The sequence below is a fragment of the Pseudomonas sp. GD04158 genome, assembly GCF_029834875.1.
Lineage (GTDB): Bacteria > Pseudomonadota > Gammaproteobacteria > Pseudomonadales > Pseudomonadaceae > Aquipseudomonas > Aquipseudomonas hydrolytica.
Genome location: NZ_JAODYT010000038.1, coordinates 14,613 through 33,744 on the forward strand (window position 1 = coordinate 14,613; position 19,132 = coordinate 33,744).

Here is a 19,132-nt window from a genome sequence, read left to right on the forward strand (position 1 = left end):
CCGTGGTAGCTGCAGGTTTTGAACGTGTCGACTCCCTCCTCCCAGCCGTCGAGCCCCTCGGGCGAGTCGCGCGCGCCACGGCGCGAAGCGCTGCGGCGCGTGCTGATGGCACTGGTGCTGGCGATGCTGGGACTGCTGGCCTGGCAGCTGACGCAGGAATACCGCCAGCTGCTGGACAGCCAGAAGCAACTGAGCCGCGGCTACAGCGAACAGCTGGCCAAACACCTGAGCCTGAACATGCGCCTCAAGGCCCAGGCCGGCCAGGCCATGCTACAAGCGGCCGAAACGCGCGGTGATGTGACCGCGCCGATCGCCCCCCTGCGCAGCATCTTCCCGACACTGCAGAGCATCGTCTGGCTGGATGCTCAAGGTCAGCGGTTGGCCGACAGCGCCGGCGAATCGCCGGACCTGCCTTTCATCCGCGCGCTGCAGCAGCGCATTGGCGCAGCGGACTATCACTTCGCCTTCAGCCCCCAGGACGAGGGTGCCCTCTATCTCCTTCTGCGCCAGGACGACGAGAGCCAGCGTGTGTTGCGCCTGCGCATGACCGCCCTGCGCGACTGGCTTCGCGAGCAGCACCACAGCGAGCACGACTGGCTGCTCGAAGACCTGCAGAGCCGGCGGGTGATGGCCCGCGCCGACGATCTGCGCCAGCCCGGCCAGGTCATCGCACCGGTTACCGCGGCCGAACAGGCGCAGAGCCTGGAACTGATTGCCCTGCCCGGCAGCGACTGGCAGTTGCGTGCGCTGTTCGACGCCGATCGCGCCGGCAACGAACTGATGCCGACCCTGGCCGGCAAGTTCCTGCTGTTCACCCTGTGCAGCCTGCTGACCCTGCTTGCCCTCTACGGTCTGCAGCGGGAACAGCGCCGCCTGCAGCGGCTCAATACCGAGTCGCGACGCTCGCTGCGCCAGGCCGCCAGTGCGCTGGCCGCGGTCGAGGAGCGCATCCTGGTGACCCAGGCCGACGGCAAGCTGCGCTACCTCAACCCTCAGGCCGAGGCCCTGTTCGGCCTGAGCAGCGAAGCGGCCTGGGACCGCCATCTGCTGGATCTCCTGCCCGACCTCGACCCGCTGCTGCTCAACAGTCCGCAAGCGCCCAGCGACCTGGGCCCGGAGCTGGTACGAGTCGAGCAGCAAGGCCGCGGCCGCCTGTTCGCGGTGACCCGCAGCGACATCAGCGAACTCGGTCGGCAGGCCGGCTACGTCTGGGTGCTGCGAGATGTGACCGACGAGCAGCAGGCGATGCGCGTGCTGCAGGAGACGCGCCGGCGCTATCAGGACATTTTCGAGGGCACCGGGGTCGCCCTGTGCGTGCTCGACCTGGCGGGACTGCGCAGCTTCCTGCTGCAGCAGAAACTGCGCGACGCCGCCGGTCTGAACCGCTGGCTGCAGGCCGATGCCCGCCATCACCAGGCGCTTCTGGACCAGCTGCACATCACCGAAGCCAACCAGGTGGCGCTCAATCTGCTGGGCGTGAAATCCACCGAACAGGCCTGGCAGCAACTGTTCGACAACGGCCCGCTGCAGCCGGATGACCTGCGCTACCGGCTCGCCGTGGCGGTGCTGGAAGGCCCCAACCTGGTCGAGCTGGAAACCCAGCTGGTCACCGCCCAGGGCCTGCAGCGCCACGTCTGGCTGGTGCTGCGCCTGCCGGAGATGATCCAGGACTACCAGGCGGTGACCCTCAGCATCAGCGACATCACCAGCCGCAAGCGCATCGAGCTGTCGCTGATCGAGCGCGAGCGCTTCTGGTCCGAGGTGGTGCGCTCGGTGCCCGATCTGCTCTACGTGCACGACATGCAGAACAAGCGGGTGCTGTTCAGCAACCACAGCCTCGGCCTGCAGCTGGGTTACAGCAAGACCGAACTCAAGGCCATGGAGGGGGACTTCTGGGAGCGCGTGCTGCACCCGGACGACAGCGACTACTACTGGCGCATCCGCAACCTGCAGAAGGTGGTCGGCGACGGCCTGCTGCTCGAATCGGTCCTGCGCTGGCGCCATCGCGACGGCCAGTGGCGCTGGTTCAGCATCCGCGAGCAGGCCCTGGCGCGGGACGAGCGAGGCCGGGTCAGCCGCCTGATCGGCGTGGCCAAGGACATCACCGAGCAGATCGAACGCAACCAGTCGCTGCGCGACAGCGAGCAGCGCTACCGCCTGCTGGCCGAGAGCATCAGCGACGTGATCTTCTCCACCGACAGCGCGCTTCATCTCAACTACGTCAGCCCCTCGGTGGAACCGGTGCTGGGCTACTCCGTGGACTGGGTCATGGCCAACAGCTTCTACAGCCTGGCGGCCAATCCGCAGCAACTGAACGGCCTCAACCTGCTGCTCGAACGCATTCGCGACTCGCTCGGCGAACGTGACCGCCTCGAGCGTCTGCGCGAGGAGCTGCCGGATCAGCTGTTCGTCTTCGATTGCCTGCGCGCCGACGGCCACAAGATTCCGGTGGAGCTGCGCCTGGTGCTGATGTGGGACGAGAACGGACGCTTCGAGGGCATCCTCGGTGTCGGCCGCGACATCAGCCAGCAGCGCCGCGCGGAGAAGGACCTGCGCATGGCCGCGACGGTGTTCGAACACTCCACCGCGGCCATTCTGGTCACCGACCCGGCCGGCTACATCGTCCAGGTCAACAAGGCCTTCAGCCGGGTCAGCGGCTACTCGGCCGGCCAGGTGCTCGACCAGTTGCCCGGCATGCTCACCGCCGACCGTCAGCAGGCGGCGCATCTGCAGTACATCCTCAGCCAGCTCAACCAGCGCGGCAGCTGGGAGGGCGAGGTGTGGCTCAAGCGCAAGGGCGGCGAGAACTTCCCGGCCTGGGTCGGCATCACCGCGGTGCACGACGAGGAAGGCGACCTGGTCAGCTACGTGTGCTTCTTCAGCGACATCAGCGAACGCAAGGCCAGCGAGCAGCGCATCCATCGCCTGGCCTACTACGACGCCCTGACCCACCTGCCCAACCGCACCCTGTTCCAGGACCGTCTGCACAGCGCCCTGCAGCACGCCGAGCGGCACAACGAGTGGGTGGTGCTGATGTTCCTCGATCTCGACCGCTTCAAGCCGATCAACGATTCGCTCGGCCATGCCGCCGGCGATCGCATGCTCAAGGACGTGGCCGTGCGCCTGTCGGCCTGCGTCGATGGCGACGATACCGTGGCGCGCATGGGCGGCGATGAATTCACCCTGCTGCTGCAGCCGCGCGCCACCCGCGAGGGTGCGCTGAACCGGGCGATCCACGTCGCCGAGCAGATTCTCGACAGCCTGGCCCGGCCCTTCGTGCTCGAAGGGCGCGAGTTCTTCGTCACCGCCAGCATCGGCATCGCCCTCGCCCCGCAGGACGGCGACGAGCTCAGCCAGCTGATGAAGAACGCCGATACCGCCATGTATCACGCCAAGGAACGCGGCAAGAACAACTTCCAGTTCTACCAGGCTGACATGAACGCCAGCGCGCTGGAGCGCCTGGAGCTGGAAAGCGACCTGCGCCACGCCCAGGAACAGGGCCAGTTCGTACTGCATTACCAGCCGCAGTTCTCCGGCGATGGACGCCGCCTCACCGGGGTCGAGGCGCTGCTGCGCTGGAATCACCCGGGCCGCGGCCTGGTACCGCCCACCGATTTCATCCCGGTGCTGGAAGAGCTCGGACTGGTGGTACAGGTCGGCGAGTGGGTGCTGGAGGAAGCCTGCCGCCAGCTCAAGACCTGGCACGACGAGAAGATTCGCATTCCCAAGATCTCGGTCAACCTGTCCGCCCGCCAGTTCGCCGAAGGCGACCTGAGCGCGCGCATCGCGGCCATTCTGGAGCGAACCGGGGTGGCCCCGGCCTGCCTCGAGGTGGAACTGACCGAGAGCATTCTGATGCGCGATGTGGCCAGCGCCATGCAGACCCTGGGCGAGCTCAAACGCCTGGGCCTGTGCATCGCGGTGGACGATTTCGGCACCGGTTACTCCTCGCTGAACTACCTCAAGCAATTCCCCATCGACGTGTTGAAGATCGACCGCAGCTTCGTCGACGGCCTGCCGGACGGCGAGCAGGACGCGCAGATCGCCCGCGCCATCATCGCCATGGCGCACAGCCTGAACATGATGGTGATCGCCGAAGGCGTGGAGAGCCATGCCCAGCTGGAGTTCCTGCGCGAGCACGGCTGCGACGAGGTGCAGGGCTACCTACTCGGCCGGCCGATGCAGCCGCGCCAGTTCAGCGCCCAGTTCGGCGGCGCGGCGCTGTTCATGTTCAGCTGAAGCTCCCGGCGAATCAGGTGACGAGCCGACAGCGCAACGGGAGCACCTGGCACCTCTCTTTGCAGCCTGCGGCTTGCAACGGTTCTTGAAGGCCACTTGTCTGCCTCATGACCGACCTTCATATGCCTGAATGCGACCTTTGCGGTAGAATCCGCCCCCTCTTTCTACCGCCCAGCTGATTCCCAGGGGACCGCCATGTTCAGCCGTGATTTGAACCTCGCTCGTTTTGACGCCGAACTCTTTGCCGCAATGGAGCAGGAAGCCCAGCGCCAGGAAGAACACATCGAGCTGATCGCCTCGGAAAACTACACCAGCCCGGCGGTGATGGAAGCCCAGGGCAGCGTACTGACCAACAAGTACGCCGAAGGCTACCCGGGCAAGCGCTACTACGGCGGCTGCGAATACGTCGACGTGGTCGAACAGCTGGCCATCGATCGCGCCAAGGAGCTGTTCGGCGCCGACTACGCCAACGTCCAGCCGCACTCCGGCTCGCAGGCCAACAGCGCCGTGTACATGGCTCTGCTCAACGCCGGCGACACCGTCTTGGGCATGAGCCTGGCCCACGGCGGCCACCTGACTCACGGCGCCAGCGTCAGCTTCTCCGGCAAGATCTACAACGCCGTGCAGTACGGCATCAATGACCAGGGCCTGATCGACTACGACGAAGTCGAGCGTCTGGCCGTGGAGCACAAGCCGAAGATGATCATCGCCGGCTTCAGCGCCTATTCGCAGGTGCTGGATTTCCCGCGTTTCCGCGCCATCGCCGACAAGGTCGGTGCCTACCTGTTCGTCGACATGGCCCACGTTGCCGGTCTGGTCGCCGCCGGCCTGTACCCGAACCCGGTGCCGTTCGCCGACGTGGTCACCACCACCACGCACAAGACCCTGCGCGGCCCGCGTGGCGGCCTGATCCTGGCGCGCAAGAACGAAGAGCTGGAGAAGAAGTTCAACTCCGCGGTATTCCCGGGCGGCCAGGGCGGCCCGCTGGAGCACGTCATCGCCGCCAAGGCGGTTTGCTTCAAGGAAGCGCTGCAGCCCGAGTTCAAGGCCTACCAGGCCCAGGTGATCAAGAACGCCCAGACCATGGCCCAGGTGTTCATCGACAACGGCTACGACGTGGTTTCCGGCGGCACCCAGAACCACCTGTTCCTGCTCTCGCTGATCAAGCAGGACATCACCGGTAAGGACGCCGACGCCGCCCTGGGTCGCGCCTACATCACCGTGAACAAGAACAGCGTACCGAACGACCCGCGCTCGCCGTTCGTCACCTCCGGCCTGCGTATCGGCACCCCTGCCGTGACCACTCGCGGCTTCAAGGAAGACGAGTGCCGTCAGCTGGCCGGCTGGATCTGCGAAGTGCTGGCCAACATCGGCAACGATGAAGTCGAAGGCCGCGTACGCGAGCAGGTCAAGGCTCTGTGCGCCAAGTTCCCGGTGTACGGCAACTAAGCCCAACCGAGAAATGAAGAAGCCCGCCAACTCGGCGGGCTTCTTTTTGCCTTGTAGATTTCCTTGTCGTGTACGGAATACAGCCGGTGCACACGGCGCACCCTACTGAACGCTGCGGGCCGTAGGGTGCGCCATGCGCACCGACAACGAAGCGGGCGTTAGCGCCTACGCCGGCTGTTTCACGTAGCGCGCCAGCTGGGCATCGCGGCTCATCACATCCAGAGTCGCGGCCAGCACCTGCTCGCTGGTGACATCGGCACCGGAGAAGATCGAATTGAAGTTCTCATGGGTGACCTTGGCGAAGTGCGCACGGTCCTGCACTTCGATGCCCAGCAGGGTGGCGTAGGCATCCAGCGCCTCGCCCTGCCCCATGGCCATGTCCTCGGCGATGGAGTCGAGCATGCCATTCATTGCCAGCCAGGAACGGCCACCGTAGCCCATCGCCACGCTGGTGTCGCAGCCGTTGGTACCGGAGGTCATACCGAAGGTGGCATTACCCGACGTACCGTTGGTGGTGGTGGCCAGCAGGTGCGGGGCGAGCCCACGTTGCCCTTCGAACACCATGTTGCCCCAGCCACAACCATTACCGCCGGCAGCATTGGCGAAAGCCCCTGCGCTGGCCATGCTCAGCAAACCGAAGATCAACCCCTTGCCCAGCAGTCGCTTGCTCATAGTCTGTTGCTCCGCAATATTCAGTAATAGAAACCGCATAAGGAGCTTTGGCGACACTCGAGCAACTGTCAAATTACTGTCCGACAGGCGCCGAGGGTGGAACAGGTCGCGGTACATTGCCATCAGCCTTGGCTATAGTGAGGGAAACCATCCAGGAGCATGGGCATGAGTGAAACAGCCAACGAGCGTCGACGCTTTCAGCGCATCGCCTTCGACGCCCCCACCGTGATCGCCCAGGGCGAGCGGCAATGGCAGGCGGCGTTGCACGACATCTCGCTCAAGGGCTTGCTGGTCAAGACGCCGCGCGACTGGAGCGGAGACCCGGATCAACCCTTCGAAGCGCTGGTGGAACTGGGTGACGAGGCCAAGGTGAAGATGGAGGTGGTGCTCACACGCACCCAGCAGAATTACCTCGGCTTCGTCTGCCGCCATATCGACCTGGAATCCATCAGCCATCTGCGCCGCCTGGTGGAACTCAACCTGGGTGACGAGCACCTGCTCGAGCGCGAGCTGGCGGCGCTCGGCGAGGACGACTGAGCCGCCTCAATGGCGCGTCTTCGCCGCCTCGGCCTTGCGCTGCTGGCGACGCTGGCGAAGCGCCTGAACACGCAGCACTTCACCATGCGCTTCACGCGACTGCCCGGCCTTGGCATCGAAGTTGAACGCGCGGGAAAAGAAATCGAAGAACAGGAACATGATGGCGTCTCCTTGCTGTGAATACGCCTCGATGCTGCTCGTCGAAAGCTTGCTCCCTATTGATCCGGATCAAGCTGCACCAGGCCGCCTTCGCGACAGAACGCCGCATCTCACAGCCTGAACGAGCGCCGGGGTCAACGAGCCTCCCGAATTTCATCCGGGCTACACCGGATTCGTAAGGACTTACTCGAACAACGCATCCAGCGCCTGCTCCAGGCGTGTCACGGCAATGATCGATAGCCCCGCCGGCGCCTCCTTGGGCGCATTGCCCTTGGGCACGATGGCGCGCTTGAAGCCATGCTTGGCGGCCTCCTTCAGACGCTCCTGACCGCTCGGTACCGGGCGGATCTCGCCGGACAGCCCCACCTCGCCAAACACCAGCAGATCGTGCGGCAACGGACGGTTGCGCAGACTCGAGATCACCGCCGCCATCAGGGCCAGGTCCGAGGCGGTCTCCAGCACCTTGACCCCGCCGACCACGTTGAGGAACACGTCCTGATCGTAGGTGGGAATACCACCGTGACGATGCAGCACGGCCAGCAGCATGGCCAGGCGGTTCTGATCCAGGCCCAGGGTGACGCGCCGCGGGTTGGCCAGGTGGCTGGTGTCGACCAGTGCCTGCACCTCCACCAGCATCGGCCGGGTGCCTTCCCAGGTGGCCATCACCACGCTGCCCGGCACCTCCTCCTGGGCGCGGGTGAGGAAGATCGCCGAGGGGTTGGTAACCTCTTTCAGGCCCTTGTCGGTCATGCCGAACACGCCCAGCTCGTTGATCGCGCCGAAGCGGTTTTTCACTGCCCGCAGCAGGCGCAGGCGACCGTCGGATTCGCCCTCGAAATACAGCACGGTGTCGACCATGTGCTCCAGCACGCGCGGGCCGGCCAGCGCGCCTTCCTTGGTCACGTGGCCGACCAGAAAGACCGCGGTACCGCTCTGCTTGGCGAAGCGCACCAGCAGGGCGGCGCTTTCGCGCACTTGGGCCACGCCGCCGGGCGCCGACTGCAGCTGCTCGGTGAAGATGGTCTGGATCGAGTCGATCACCATGACCTTGGGCTTTTCCAGGCGCGCGGTGGCGATGATCGACTCGATGCAGGTCTCGGTCATCACCTTCAGCTTGTCCTCGGGCAGGCCCAGACGACGGGCGCGCATGGCCACCTGCTGCTGCGACTCCTCGCCGGTGACGTACAGCGCCGGAAAGCGCGTGGCGATATTGCACAGGGTCTGCAGCAGAATGGTCGACTTGCCGATGCCGGGGTCGCCGCCGATCAGCACCACCGAGCCGTCCACCAAGCCGCCGCCGAGCACGCGGTCCAGCTCGCCGGAGGCGGTGGAAAAGCGCGGCACTTCCTCGACGCTGACCTCGGCCAGGGTCTTCAGCGCCGCCTGCTGGCCAGCCCAGCCGGTACGCCCGCTCGGCGACGAAGCGCCTTCCAGCACGGTTTCCACCAGGGTGTTCCAGGCCCCGCACTCGCCACACTGCCCTGCCCATTTGGGAAAGGTGGCGCCGCACTCGGTGCAGCCGTACATGCGTTTTGCCTTGGCCATTGCCGATCAATCCTGCCGGGGTGAAGAAGGCTGGAACGATACCGAACAACTGGATAAATTTACAGACCCGCCAAGTCGTCGCCAGGAACCGTCCATGCAGATCGAACTGCTGCCCACCACCGCCGAGCAGTTGCCGCTGATCGTCAACCTCTACCAGTTCTACGCCTACGAGAGTTCCGACTGGGAGCAGGAAGACGTCGAGACGGACGGCCGTTTCTATATCCATCAGCCGCACCTGCAGCGCTACTGGCAGGAGCCCGGCTGGAGCGCGCAGCTGATTCTCGCCGACGGCTTCATCGCCGGTTTCCTGTTGCTCGAGCGCAGCGAATTGCCCGGCATCGAGGCACCGGAATTCGCCGACCTGTTCATCCTGAAAAAGTACCGTCGCCGCGGCATCGGCCGCGCGCTGGTGCAGCAACTGATGGGCGATGGCAGCCCTTGGCTACTGCGCTACTACCGGCAGGACGCGGTGGCTCTGGCGTTCTGGCAGCAATTGTTCAGCGAGCTGCCCAGGCCGCCGCGTGCGGTGTGGACGGAGGAAGAGGCGGACGGGTTGCTCACCTATCTGATCAACCCGCCGGTGCATTGAGGCCGTAGGCCGGATCACATCCGCAACGGTGGGTACCTGTCAGCCCCGGCAACCATTGCCGCAGCCGCAACAGTGCCCGGCAGCGCGCTTGAGCTGTTTCGCCAGATCGTCCTTGAGCACAACGCGGCTGAGCTTGAGCCCTTGCAGCGCGACATCGTCGAGCAGCTCGATGCCGTCCTCGATGCGACAGATGCGCTTGTCCAGCGCCTCGTATTCCTCGGCCTGACGTGCGAACTGTGCATCGTCCTGACGCAGACGCTGCAGCTCGGCGCGGTGTTCAGGGAAATCATGGATCAGCGGGTGATGATCGACGTGCATGGGTAGCTCCTGAGCAAAATGTCGCTCGCAGCCTAGCCCGCCGTCATCGCCCCGCCCTTGATCCGGGTCAAGCGTGGATCAGGTAGCGTTCTGCAGCATGCCGGCGATCTCGTCCTTCAATCCCACACGCTGCAGCTTGAGCCCCTGCAGGGTCAGATCATCCGTGGCTGAGCGGCCGTCCTCTATCTCGTAGATGCGCTTATCCAGCGCTTCGTATTCCTCCGCCAGACGGGCAAAGCGCGCATCGCTCTGCATCAGTTTGCGCAGGGCGCCGTGCTGTTGAGGAAACTCGCGGTTGAGCGGGTGATGTTCGAGCGGCATGGAAAACCCTCCCAGAAGTGGCCCTAGTTAGCCTAGTTGAAGCTGGGCAAGCTGCAGTTCGCAGACCAGCGCCTATTGTGAAAGTCGGGCACGGATCGCCAGTCTGGTGCGCTACCAGTAGTTCTCCACCGCAACCTGCCCGGGCCGTCTGCTCAGGCTCAGATTCAGGCCGCGTGCCTTCAGGCGCTGGCGCAGGTCGTCGATCATCTGCGGGTTGCCGCAGATCATCACCCGCGAGTGCTCGGGCGTCAGCGGCAGGCCGGCAGCGCGCTCCAGCTCGCCGCTGTCGAGCAGTTCGGTGATGCGTGCGCCCAGGCAGCCCGGCACCTGCTCGCGGGTCACCACCGGCAGGTAGGTGAGTTTGTGAGCGAACTCGGCCAGGTGCTCCAGCGCGCTCAAGCCCTCGATCATCGCCTGGTAGGCCAGCTCGGCGCGGCTGCGCGCGCTGTAGACCAGGTTGATGCGCTCGAAGCGCTGCCACACCTCGAAATCCTGCAGGATCGAGAGGAACGGCGCGATACCGGTGCCACTGCCCAGCAGCCAAAGGTCGCGGCCATCGATGAAGCGGTCGAGGGTCAGGTAGCCCAGGGCAGTCTTGTCCACCAGCAGTTCGTCGCCCACCTGCAAACGGCTCAGCTCGCTGGTGAACTCACCGCCCGGTACCACGATGGAGAAGAACTCGAGAAACTCGTCGTGCGGCGCCGAGACCATCGAATAGGCGCGCCAGACCACCGAGCCGTCCGCCTTGCGCACGCCGAGTCGGGCAAACTGGCCGGCGCGAAAGCGAAAGCCGGGATCGCGCGTACAGCGCAGGCTGAACAGACTGGGCGACCAGACCTGGATAGCGGTCAGCGTCTGACGGGTGAACTTGTCTTCGCTGGCAGTCATAATCGTCCCCTTGTCCGAATCAGCTGTCAGTGTCGCCCATTGCGCGACCGGCAAACACCGATGGTTTCCATGCCTATTTTCACCACGCCCTTTGCCAGCCTCGAGCTGCTGCGCCAGCCGCACCAGCCGAACGAGCCCCTACAGGCCTTCGACGCCGCGGACGAGTACCTGCTCAATCATTTGCACGAGCAGGGTCTGCGCGCGGAGGATTCGCTACTGCTGCTCAACGACAGCTTCGGCGCCCTCGCCTGTTCGCTGGCCGGACGCTGCCAGGTGACCAGCAGCAGCGATTCGCACCTGGGCTTCATCGCCCTAGAGAACAACCTCGCCGGCAATGGCCTGGATCGCGACGCGGTGCGCTTCCTGCCGAGCAGCGAGACGCCGCAGGGACCGTTCGACTGGGTGCTGATCCGCGTGCCGAAGACCCTGGCCCTGCTGGAAGAGCAGCTGATCCGTCTGCACGGCCAGTTGGCGCCGGGAGCGCGGGTGGTGGCGGCCGCCATGGTCAAGCACCTGCCGCGCGCCGCCGGTGACCTGCTGGAGCAATACATCGGCCCGGTGCAGGCCTCGCTGGCGGTGAAGAAGGCCCGGCTGCTGCTGGCCACGCCGGAAGCGAAAGCCGCGCCGCACTCGCCCTACCCCACGCGCTACCGGCTGGACAAGCCGGCGCTGGAGCTGATCAACCACGCCAACGTGTTCTGCCGCGACGGTCTGGATATCGGCACCCGCGCGTTTCTGCCACACCTGCCGCGGCACCTCGACGCGCGCCGCGTCGCCGACCTGGGGTGCGGCAACGGCGTGCTCGGCATCGTCTACGCCCTGGGCAGCCCACAGGCGCAGCTGACCCTGGTGGACGAGTCATACATGGCCGTGCAGTCGGCGCGGGAAAACTGGGCAGCGGCGCTGGGCGAGCGACCGGCGACCATCCGTGCCGGCGACGGTCTGGCCGAGCAACCGGCCGGCTCGCTGGACCTGGTGCTGTGCAATCCGCCGTTTCACCAGCAGCAGGTGGTCGGTGATTTTCTCGCCTGGCGCATGTTCCAGCAGGCCCGCGCGGCGCTGGTGACCGGCGGCGAACTGTGGATAGTCGGCAACCGCCACCTGGGCTATCACGCCAAGCTGGCGCGCTTGTTTCGCGGTGTCGAGCAGGTGGCGGCCAACCCCAAGTTCGTGGTGCTCAAGGCGAGCAAGTAGGCCGCCTACAAGGTCAGGGTAAAGCGCGACAGCAATGCCCCCGGCAGCGCCATCGAGCCGGTCTGCCGGGCGCCGTAGGTGCCGCCGGGCAGCAGCAGTTCGGGCTCGCGGGTCAGGGCTTCGAGCTGCGCGCCGAGCACATCGAACAGCGAGTCGTCGAAGCGCATGGTGTTGACCGGCGCCTGGATCTGCCCATCCTCGATCCAGAAGGTGGCGAAGCGGGTCATGCCGGTCAGGCGGGCGGCCGGCAGATCGGAGAAGTTGCCGTACCATAGGTTGCCGATATACAGACCACTGCCCAACCGCTGCAGAACGTCCTGCTCGTCCAGCTCGCCACCGTGCATGCGCAGGGACAGCGGATACTCGCCGCTGCAGGCGCCATTGGCGATCAGGCCGTATTCGGCGGCGCTACGCGAACTGACCAGGCGCTCGCCGGGCCGGCCCTGGCTGACCAGGCGCAGCGCCTGGCGCGGTCCTTCGGCAGTAAACGCCGGCGCCAGGCCGCCTTCGATACGCTCTTCAATGACCACCTGTGAGCTGAGCTCGGCCTTGCCGCTGAACAGACGCTGCAGGGGGCTGCCACCCGAGGCCAGCGCCTGCGCGCCGAAACCCCAGCAACACAGGCTGATCAGCTCCTCCAGCGCAGCCGGCGCCAGGTAGGCCCGATAAGCCCCGGGCTGCAAGGCCTTGGCCGGGCGGCCGAGATAGGCCAGCTGCTGCCGCGCGTCCTCGAGCTTGCGGGCGAACGCCTGGACGTCCCACTGCTCGCCGGCATAGGCGCTTTTCACCGCCTGGCCGTTGTCATGGAACAGGCTGAATTCGAGGTTGAAACTGCTGGCGGCATACCAGCCGAACGCGCCCCAGGAACTGGCGAAGCCCTGGTACTGCGGCCCGACGGCAAGAAAGCCGACCAGATCCAGACCGCTGGCGGCGCTGACGATCTGCTGCGCCATGGCCGCGCTGTCGGGCAGCGAGGCCTCGACCGCCAGCTCGCTGCGCCAGGCTTCGCGGTTCAGGCGCAGATAGGGGTCGTCGTTCAACGTCGGCAGCACGGCGCGCAGCTGTTGCAGGGCCTGCTGTAGGCGCGGCAGGTCTTCCTCGAGCGTGCCGCCGAGCGCCAGCCGGCTCTCGGCGTGGCGCTGGCTCTGGTACAGCGCCAGGGTCACGTACGACTGCTGCACCTGCCCGGCCTGGCGCACCCGCCCGTGGTTGAAGCGGACAAAGCCGGACTGCTCGGCGCTGTAGGCCAGGGTGAAGCCCTCCTCGCCGGCGACCTGCGCCTGCAGATGAGCCAGCAACTCGCAGAAATGCTGACGTGCGTTCATCAGGCGGCCCCTCCGAAAACGTCGATATCGGCGAATACGCAGGCTGGCGAGGCATGCCCGACACGAATCACCTGATTCGGCTCGCCCTTGCCGCAGTAGGGCGTGCCCAGTATCTCGAAGGTGCTGGCATCGCCCACCGCCTTGAGGCCCCGCCAGAACTGCGCGCTGATGCCGCGGTAGTTGGGGTTCTTCACCACGCCCTTCAGTTCGCCGTTCTCGATCAGTTGGCCCCACTCGCAGCCGAACTGGAATTTGTTACGCGCATCGTCGATCGACCAGGAGCGGTTGTTGCTCATCAGGATGCCGCGCTCGATGCCGCCGATCAGCTCGGCCAGGCTCTTGTCGTCCGGCTCCAGATTGAGATTGGCCATGCGGTCGATGGGCGGCCGGTTCCAGCTGCAGGCGCGGCTGTTGGCCACGCCCGGCAGGCCGCTGCGCCATTGCGACAGCGCGCCGCCGAGCGGGCGCTGGAGAATGCCATCGCGGATCAGGTATTCGCGCTGCGCCGGGCTGCCGTCATCGTCATGGCTGTAGCTGGCCAGCTCGCCGGGCAGTGTCGGGTCGAAGGTCACGTTGAGCAGCGGCGAGCCGTATGGGTAATGACCGAAATCTTCCTGACGGATGAAGCTGGTGCCGGCGAAATTGCGCTCGTCACCGAGGATGCGGTCCAGCTCCAGCGGATGGCCGATGGACTCGTGAATCTGCAGGATCATCTGATCGGGCATCACCAGCAGATCGCGCGGGCCACTCGGGGTATTGGGCGCCAGCAGCAGTTGCAGCGCCTCGTCGGCGATACGGCTGGCGCTGCCGATCACGCCCAGCTGATCGAGCACCTCGGCACCGCCCTGGCGCGCCAGATGAGTGCCGCCGAAGCTGCGGCTCTGACTGTCATGCCCGTCGCTGGCGGTCACGCCGACCTGCGGGAAGACGTAGCGCTGGGCACGGCGCAGGCAGGCACCGGCGCTGTTGAGGTAGATCTGCTCGTGAGCGGTAAAGGTCAGGCCGATGTGGCTGTCCACCAGCCGCGTGTCGCCGGGAAGGCGCGCCGACTCGGCCATCAGCAGCTCGAACCAGTGCGCGGCGCTGGCCTGCGGCTGCTGGTAGCCGGGCATCACGTCATCGGCCCGCTCGGCAGGCTGCGGCAGATCGCCGAAATCCAGCAGGTTGTGTCCGGCCAGCGCACGGGCCAGCTGCTCGGCGCGTTCCAGAGCCGCCTGCAGGCCGGCCTGGCTGGTATCGCTGGTGGCCGCATAGGCCTCGACGCCAGCGATGCGCACGCTGAGCATGGCGCCGGCATCGACGACGAAGGACGGCGCCTGCGCGACCCGCCGGCGCACCCAGTAGGACTCCCGGCGCTCCTGCACATGACGCAGCGAGTGGAAGTCGGCAGCGGTTTTCAGCGCGGCGAAGCGCCGCTCCAGGGTGTCGCTAAGGGCGAACATCGCGCCTCCTCGGCATACGGCAGAGCAGGCAGTATGGAAACAATCGGCCGGGCGGATCAACCGCCGGCCTCAGCCCGGCGTGCCCAGCCCCGCCGCACTCATGAACTGGCGCAGCAGCCAGGCCACCGCGCCCAGGGTCAGCACGCTGGCCGCCCAGATCAGTGCCAGCCAGCCCAGGCGCTGCCACAGGGGTTTCTTCTCTTGCTCGACCTTGGTCATCAGTCGCACCTCAGTGATAGCCATCGTCCTGGGTCACCTTGCCGCGGAACACGTAGTAGCTCCAGGCGGTGTACATCAGGATGAAGGGGATGATCAGCAGCGCGCCCACCAGCATGAAGCCCTGGCTCTGCGGCGGCGCGGCGGCTTCCCAGATGCTGATCGACGGCGGGATCACGTTCGGCCACAGGCTGATGCCGAGGCCGCTGTAGCCGAGGAAGATCAGCACCAGGGTCAGCAGGAAGGGCGAATAGTTGGCGTTGTCGGCCACCGCCTTGAGCAGCTTCCAGGTGCACAGCAGCACCAGCACCGGTACCGGCATGAACCAGAACAGGTTGGGCAGGCTGAACCAGCGCTCGGCAATGGCCGAGTGAGCGAAGGGCGTCCACAGGCTGACGATACCGGTCACGCCGAGCACTACCAGCACCAGCGGCCGCGCCATGTCGTGCATCTGCTGCTGCAGGCGGCCCTCGGTCTTCATGATCAGCCAGGTGCAGCCGAGCAGCGCATAGGCGGCGATCAGCGCCAGACCGCAGAACACCGAGAAGGGTGTCAGCCAGTCGAACGGGCCGCCGGCATAGGTGCGATTCACCACTTCGAAACCATTGATATAGGCACCCAGCGCCACCCCCTGAAAGAAGGTGGCGGTGAGCGAGCCGCCTATGAAGGCCTTGTCCCACAGGTGGCGCCTGTCGGCCTTGGCCTTGAAGCGAAACTCGAAGGCCACGCCGCGGAAGATCAGCCCCAGCAGCATCAGGATCAGTGGCAGGTAGAGGGCGCTCAGCACCACCGAATAGGCCAGCGGGAAGGCGCCGAACAGCCCGGCGCCGCCGAGCACCAGCCAGGTTTCGTTGCCGTCCCAGACCGGCGCCACGGTGTTCATCATCACGTCGCGCTCGCCCTCGTCACGCACGAAGGGAAAGAGGATGCCGATACCCAGATCGAAGCCATCCATCACCACGTACATCATCACGCCGAAGGCGATGATCACCGCCCAGATCAGCGAAAGATCGATACCCATGCTCAGTTCCTCTCCGGCAAGCTGTCGGTTTCGCCCTCTTCCATCCCCTCGTCCGCCGCCGACAGCGGCCGCGCCGGGGTTCGCGACTTGCCCGGCCCGCCCTGGGACATCTCGTCGCCTTCCTCGAGCTGCGGGCCCTTGCGCACCAGGCGCATCACGTAGCTGATGCCAGCACCGAACAGGGCGAAATAAACCACCACGAACAGCGCCAGGGTGACGCCCAGCTGGGTCGCGCTATGCCCGGACGAAGCGTCGGCGGTGCGCATCAGGCCATGAACGACCCAGGGCTGACGGCCGATCTCGGTGGTGTACCAGCCGGCGAGAATGGCAATCACGCCGCTCGGCCCCATCCACACCGCCAGGTGCAGGAACGGCCGCGACTGGAACAGCCGGTCGCCACGGCGCAGCCAGGTGCCCCAGAGGCCGGTGAGGATCATCATCAGGCCCATGGCGACCATGACGCGGAAGGTCCAGAACACGATGGTGGAATTGGCCCGGTCCTCGGGCGGGAAGTCCTTCAGCGCCGGCACCTGCTTGTCCAGGCTGTGGGTCAGGATCAGGCTGCCGAGGGCGGGAATCTCCACCTTGAAGCGGGTTTCCTCGCGCTGCATGTCCGGCCAGCCGAACAGGATCAGCGGCGTCGGCTCGTCACCGACGTTTTCCCAATGCCCTTCGATGGCAGCGATCTTCGCCGGCTGATACTTCAGGGTATTGAGGCCGTGCAGGTCACCGATGAAGGCCTGCACCGGCGCCACCAGCAGCGCCATCCACACGGCCATCGACAGCATCTTGCGGATCGCCGGGTTGTCGCGGCCACGCAGCAGGTGCCAGGCCGCCGAGGCGCCGACGAAGAAGGCGGTGGCGAGGAAGGCTGCCGTGGCCATGTGCGCCAGGCGATAGGGGAACGACGGATTGAAGATCACCGCGAACCAGTCCACCGGGATCACCCGACCGTCGACGATCTCGAAGCCCTGCGGGGTGTGCATCCAGCTGTTGGAGGCGAGAATCCAGAAGGTGGAGATCAGCGTGCCGACTGCCACCATCACCGTGGAGAAGAAGTGCAGGCCCGGCCCGACGCGGTTCCAGCCAAACAGCATGACGCCGAGGAAGCCCGCCTCGAGGAAGAACGCGGTGAGCACCTCGTAAGTCAGCAGCGGCCCGGTGACGGCGCCGGCAAAGTCGGAGAAGGCGCTCCAGTTGGTGCCGAACTGATAGGCCATGACCAGGCCGGAGACCACGCCCATGCCGAAGTTCACGGCGAAGATCTTCACCCAGAAATGGTAGAGATCGCGGTACACCGTATTGCCGGTCTTCAACCACAGCCCTTCGAGCACCGCCAGATAGCTGGCCAGACCGATGGTGATGGCGGGAAAGACGATGTGGAAGGAAATGGTGAAGGCAAACTGGATCCGGGCGAGATCTAGGGCCTCTAAGCCGAACATGGCACGTCCTCGTACAGGTTATCTCGGGCCCGGCACGGTTAGCCGGGCCATGAACTCCAAGGCTTTGGAGCACAGCACGCCAGAATTGTTCTTATCGAATGAGGCACAACGAAGGTGGGGGGCGGCAGCGCACGGGCACATCTACCCCAAATTGCATTGATCTGGATCAACGCTCAGGGAAAAGACTAGCCGGTTCGTCGGCAAACAACGCTGTGGTCATTTGCCGCGCGGCAGGCCACCGCAGGGTGCGCGCGGCACGCAGCGGGTGCGCATGCTTGGCGGGGCGCAGAGTCCGGGCAAAAAAATAGGCGGCCGCGCATCGCGCAGGCCGCCTCAATTCACGGAGTTGCTTACATCGTGTGACCGCGATGACTTGCGATCACCCGTATTGGATTACCGCTCGAGGATTGCGGTCACACCCTGACCGCCCGCGGCGCAGATGGAGATGAGCCCGCGCCCCTGACCGGCCACCGCCAGCAGCTTGGCCAGGTTGGCGACGATGCGCCCTCCGGTGGCGGCGAAGGGGTGGCCGGCGGCCAGCGAGCTACCCTTGACGTTCATCTTGCTGCGATCGATGGCGCCCAGCGGCGCGGCCAGGCCCAGGCGTTCCCGGCAGTAGTCGGCGTCTTCCCAGGCCTTGAGGGTGCACAGCACCTGGGCGGCAAAGGCTTCGTGAATCTCGTAGTAGTCGAAGTCCTGCAGGCTCAGGTCGTTGCGCGCCAGCAGACGCGGCACGGCGTAGACCGGCGCCATCAGCAGGCCCTCCTTGCCCTGGACGAAATCCACCGCCGCCGCCTCGCCGTCGCGCAGGTAGGCCAGCACCGGCAGGCCGCGGGCCTGGGCCCACTCCTCGCTGGCCAGCAGCACCACCGAGGCGCCATCGGTCAGCGGCGTGGAGTTGGCCGGAGTCAGGGTGCCGCGCGGGCCGCGCTCGAAGCAGGGCTTGAGGGTGGCGAGCTTCTCCGCGCTGATGTCCGGGCGCAGGTTCTGGTCGCGGGTCAGGCCGAGAAACGGCGTCATCAGATCGTCCTGCCAGCCGTCGGCATAGGCCGCCGCCAGCTTCTGATGGCTGGCCAGCGCCAGCTGATCCTGCTCGTCGCGGGGGATGGCCCAGCGCTGCGCCATCAGCTCGCAATGCTCGCCCATCGACAGCCCGGTACGCGGCTCGCCATTGCGCGGAATGTGCGGCGCCAGGTGGCGCGGACGAATCTTCAGCAGGCTCTTGATCTTGTCGCCGGTGCTCTTGCCGCGGTTGGCTTCCAGCAGGATCTGGCGCAGCCCCTCGTTGACGCCGATGGGCGCATCGGAGGTGGTGTCGACGCCGCCGGCTATGCCGCAGTCGATCTGCCCGAGGGCGATCTTGTTGGCCACCAGAATCGCGGCTTCCAGGCCGGTGCCGCAGGCCTGCTGCAGGTCGTAGGCCGGGGTTTCCGGTGCCAGACGCGAGCCCAGCACGCACTCGCGGGTCAGGTTGAAGTCACGCGAATGCTTGAGCACCGCACCGGCCACCACCTCACCGAGGCGCTCGCCATGCAGGTTGAAGCGCTCCACCAGCCCCTCAAGGGCGCTGGTGAGCATCTCCTGGTTGCTCGCCCTGGCGTAGACGGTGTTGGAACGGGCGAACGGAATACGGTTGCCGCCTACGATGGCGACCCGGCGCAACTGGGCCATGAGAACTCCTTGCTGGTCGAATGAGCAGAATCGAACGACGAACTATTGCTCGTCAGCCGGTTCCCAGAAACATGAGACTGACACTGTAGCCTGATCGCACAGGC

Annotated in this window: 17 protein-coding genes; 5 read left to right on the forward strand and 12 right to left on the reverse strand. The window is 65.8% G+C overall.

The features are described from left to right. The first annotated feature begins 24 nt into the window (after window positions 1–24). A complete protein-coding gene (locus tag N7333_RS15030) occupies window positions 25–4,239 on the forward strand; it encodes an EAL domain-containing protein (RefSeq protein WP_279859049.1) in 4,215 nt (1,404 codons plus the stop codon). Between the two features lie 195 nt (window positions 4,240–4,434). Beyond that, on the forward strand, window positions 4,435–5,688 hold the full coding sequence (glyA, locus tag N7333_RS15035) for a serine hydroxymethyltransferase (RefSeq protein WP_003242705.1): 1,254 nt from the start codon (window positions 4,435–4,437) through the stop codon (window positions 5,686–5,688). Window positions 5,689–5,853: 165 nt separating this feature from the next. Here the strand turns inward: glyA and N7333_RS15040 are convergent, their stop codons facing one another. After that, window positions 5,854–6,360 (reverse strand): DUF3015 domain-containing protein, encoded by a 507-nt coding sequence (locus tag N7333_RS15040; protein WP_003242703.1) that lies wholly within the window; start codon window positions 6,358–6,360, stop codon window positions 5,854–5,856. A 165-nt stretch (window positions 6,361–6,525) separates the two neighbouring features. On the opposite strand from N7333_RS15040, the gene N7333_RS15045 reads away from it, so the two are divergent. Next, window positions 6,526–6,897, forward strand: coding sequence for a PilZ domain-containing protein (locus N7333_RS15045; RefSeq protein ID WP_003242702.1), 372 nt, complete (start codon window positions 6,526–6,528; stop codon window positions 6,895–6,897). Between the two features lie 6 nt (window positions 6,898–6,903). Here N7333_RS15045 and N7333_RS15050 read toward each other — a convergent pair whose 3' ends face one another. Then, a complete protein-coding gene (locus tag N7333_RS15050; protein WP_177491148.1) occupies window positions 6,904–7,056 on the reverse strand; it encodes a hypothetical protein in 153 nt (50 codons plus the stop codon). Between the two features lie 183 nt (window positions 7,057–7,239). Beyond that, entirely contained in the window at window positions 7,240–8,601 is a 1,362-nt protein-coding gene (gene radA / locus N7333_RS15055) for a DNA repair protein RadA (RefSeq protein ID WP_129482845.1), read from the reverse strand. Between the two features lie 94 nt (window positions 8,602–8,695). Here radA and N7333_RS15060 point away from each other — a divergent pair, with 94 nt between their 5' ends. Then, window positions 8,696–9,190, forward strand: coding sequence for a GNAT family N-acetyltransferase (locus N7333_RS15060; protein ID WP_129482844.1), 495 nt, complete (start codon window positions 8,696–8,698; stop codon window positions 9,188–9,190). A gap of 39 nt (window positions 9,191–9,229) precedes the next feature. Here N7333_RS15060 and N7333_RS15065 read toward each other — a convergent pair whose 3' ends face one another. The 3 genes from N7333_RS15065 to N7333_RS15075 form a co-directional block, all read right to left on the reverse strand. Then, window positions 9,230–9,508 (reverse strand): DUF465 domain-containing protein, encoded by a 279-nt coding sequence (locus N7333_RS15065; RefSeq protein WP_129482843.1) that lies wholly within the window; start codon window positions 9,506–9,508, stop codon window positions 9,230–9,232. A 78-nt stretch (window positions 9,509–9,586) separates the two neighbouring features. Continuing rightward, window positions 9,587–9,829, reverse strand: coding sequence for a YdcH family protein (locus N7333_RS15070; RefSeq protein ID WP_003242693.1), 243 nt, complete (start codon window positions 9,827–9,829; stop codon window positions 9,587–9,589). A 111-nt stretch (window positions 9,830–9,940) separates the two neighbouring features. Further along, the gene (locus N7333_RS15075; RefSeq protein WP_129482842.1) at window positions 9,941–10,717 is read right to left on the reverse strand and encodes a ferredoxin--NADP reductase; all 777 of its coding nucleotides are present in this window, start codon (window positions 10,715–10,717) and stop codon (window positions 9,941–9,943) included. Window positions 10,718–10,786: 69 nt separating this feature from the next. Between N7333_RS15075 and N7333_RS15080 the strand changes: the two genes are divergently transcribed. After that, the gene (locus tag N7333_RS15080; RefSeq protein ID WP_129482841.1) at window positions 10,787–11,911 is read left to right on the forward strand and encodes a class I SAM-dependent methyltransferase; all 1,125 of its coding nucleotides are present in this window, start codon (window positions 10,787–10,789) and stop codon (window positions 11,909–11,911) included. A gap of 5 nt (window positions 11,912–11,916) precedes the next feature. Here N7333_RS15080 and N7333_RS15085 read toward each other — a convergent pair whose 3' ends face one another. From N7333_RS15085 to N7333_RS15110, 6 genes are all read right to left on the reverse strand, one after another. Beyond that, window positions 11,917–13,236: a metallopeptidase TldD-related protein gene (locus N7333_RS15085; protein ID WP_129482840.1), complete on the reverse strand. Its 1,320-nt coding sequence runs from the start codon at window positions 13,234–13,236 to the stop codon at window positions 11,917–11,919. After that, on the reverse strand, window positions 13,236–14,678 hold the full coding sequence (locus N7333_RS15090) for a TldD/PmbA family protein (protein ID WP_129482839.1): 1,443 nt from the start codon (window positions 14,676–14,678) through the stop codon (window positions 13,236–13,238). Before N7333_RS15090 ends, N7333_RS15085 begins: the two co-directional genes overlap by 1 nt. A 69-nt stretch (window positions 14,679–14,747) precedes the next feature. Beyond that, window positions 14,748–14,897: a DUF2474 domain-containing protein gene (locus tag N7333_RS15095; RefSeq protein WP_011920920.1), complete on the reverse strand. Its 150-nt coding sequence runs from the start codon at window positions 14,895–14,897 to the stop codon at window positions 14,748–14,750. A 10-nt stretch (window positions 14,898–14,907) separates the two neighbouring features. After that, window positions 14,908–15,915 carry a cytochrome d ubiquinol oxidase subunit II gene (gene cydB / locus N7333_RS15100; protein ID WP_129482838.1) on the reverse strand — a complete coding sequence of 336 codons (1,008 nt, stop codon included), beginning with the start codon at window positions 15,913–15,915 and terminating at the stop codon, window positions 14,908–14,910. Window positions 15,916–15,917: 2 nt separating this feature from the next. Next, window positions 15,918–17,357, reverse strand: a complete 1,440-nt coding sequence (locus N7333_RS15105; RefSeq protein WP_003242675.1) for a cytochrome ubiquinol oxidase subunit I — start codon at window positions 17,355–17,357, stop codon at window positions 15,918–15,920. A 393-nt stretch (window positions 17,358–17,750) separates the two neighbouring features. Beyond that, a complete protein-coding gene (locus N7333_RS15110; RefSeq protein ID WP_129482837.1) occupies window positions 17,751–19,028 on the reverse strand; it encodes an acetyl-CoA C-acetyltransferase in 1,278 nt (425 codons plus the stop codon). Between the last annotated feature and the right edge of the window lie 104 nt (window positions 19,029–19,132).

Coding starts and splice junctions, on each gene's coding strand:
- glyA (WP_003242705.1), top strand. CDS start 4,435: ATGTTCAGCCGTGATTTGAACCTCGCTCGTTTTGACGCCGAACTCTTT.
- N7333_RS15040 (WP_003242703.1), bottom strand. CDS start 6,360: ATGAGCAAGCGACTGCTGGGCAAGGGGTTGATCTTCGGTTTGCTGAGC.
- N7333_RS15045 (WP_003242702.1), top strand. CDS start 6,526: ATGAGTGAAACAGCCAACGAGCGTCGACGCTTTCAGCGCATCGCCTTC.
- N7333_RS15050 (WP_177491148.1), bottom strand. CDS start 7,056: ATGTTCCTGTTCTTCGATTTCTTTTCCCGCGCGTTCAACTTCGATGCC.
- radA (WP_129482845.1), bottom strand. CDS start 8,601: ATGGCCAAGGCAAAACGCATGTACGGCTGCACCGAGTGCGGCGCCACC.
- N7333_RS15060 (WP_129482844.1), top strand. CDS start 8,696: ATGCAGATCGAACTGCTGCCCACCACCGCCGAGCAGTTGCCGCTGATC.
- N7333_RS15065 (WP_129482843.1), bottom strand. CDS start 9,508: ATGCACGTCGATCATCACCCGCTGATCCATGATTTCCCTGAACACCGC.
- N7333_RS15070 (WP_003242693.1), bottom strand. CDS start 9,829: ATGCCGCTCGAACATCACCCGCTCAACCGCGAGTTTCCTCAACAGCAC.
- N7333_RS15075 (WP_129482842.1), bottom strand. CDS start 10,717: ATGACTGCCAGCGAAGACAAGTTCACCCGTCAGACGCTGACCGCTATC.
- N7333_RS15080 (WP_129482841.1), top strand. CDS start 10,787: ATGCCTATTTTCACCACGCCCTTTGCCAGCCTCGAGCTGCTGCGCCAG.
- N7333_RS15085 (WP_129482840.1), bottom strand. CDS start 13,236: ATGAACGCACGTCAGCATTTCTGCGAGTTGCTGGCTCATCTGCAGGCG.
- N7333_RS15090 (WP_129482839.1), bottom strand. CDS start 14,678: ATGTTCGCCCTTAGCGACACCCTGGAGCGGCGCTTCGCCGCGCTGAAA.
- N7333_RS15095 (WP_011920920.1), bottom strand. CDS start 14,897: ATGACCAAGGTCGAGCAAGAGAAGAAACCCCTGTGGCAGCGCCTGGGC.
- cydB (WP_129482838.1), bottom strand. CDS start 15,915: ATGGGTATCGATCTTTCGCTGATCTGGGCGGTGATCATCGCCTTCGGC.
- N7333_RS15105 (WP_003242675.1), bottom strand. CDS start 17,357: ATGTTCGGCTTAGAGGCCCTAGATCTCGCCCGGATCCAGTTTGCCTTC.
- N7333_RS15110 (WP_129482837.1), bottom strand. CDS start 19,028: ATGGCCCAGTTGCGCCGGGTCGCCATCGTAGGCGGCAACCGTATTCCG.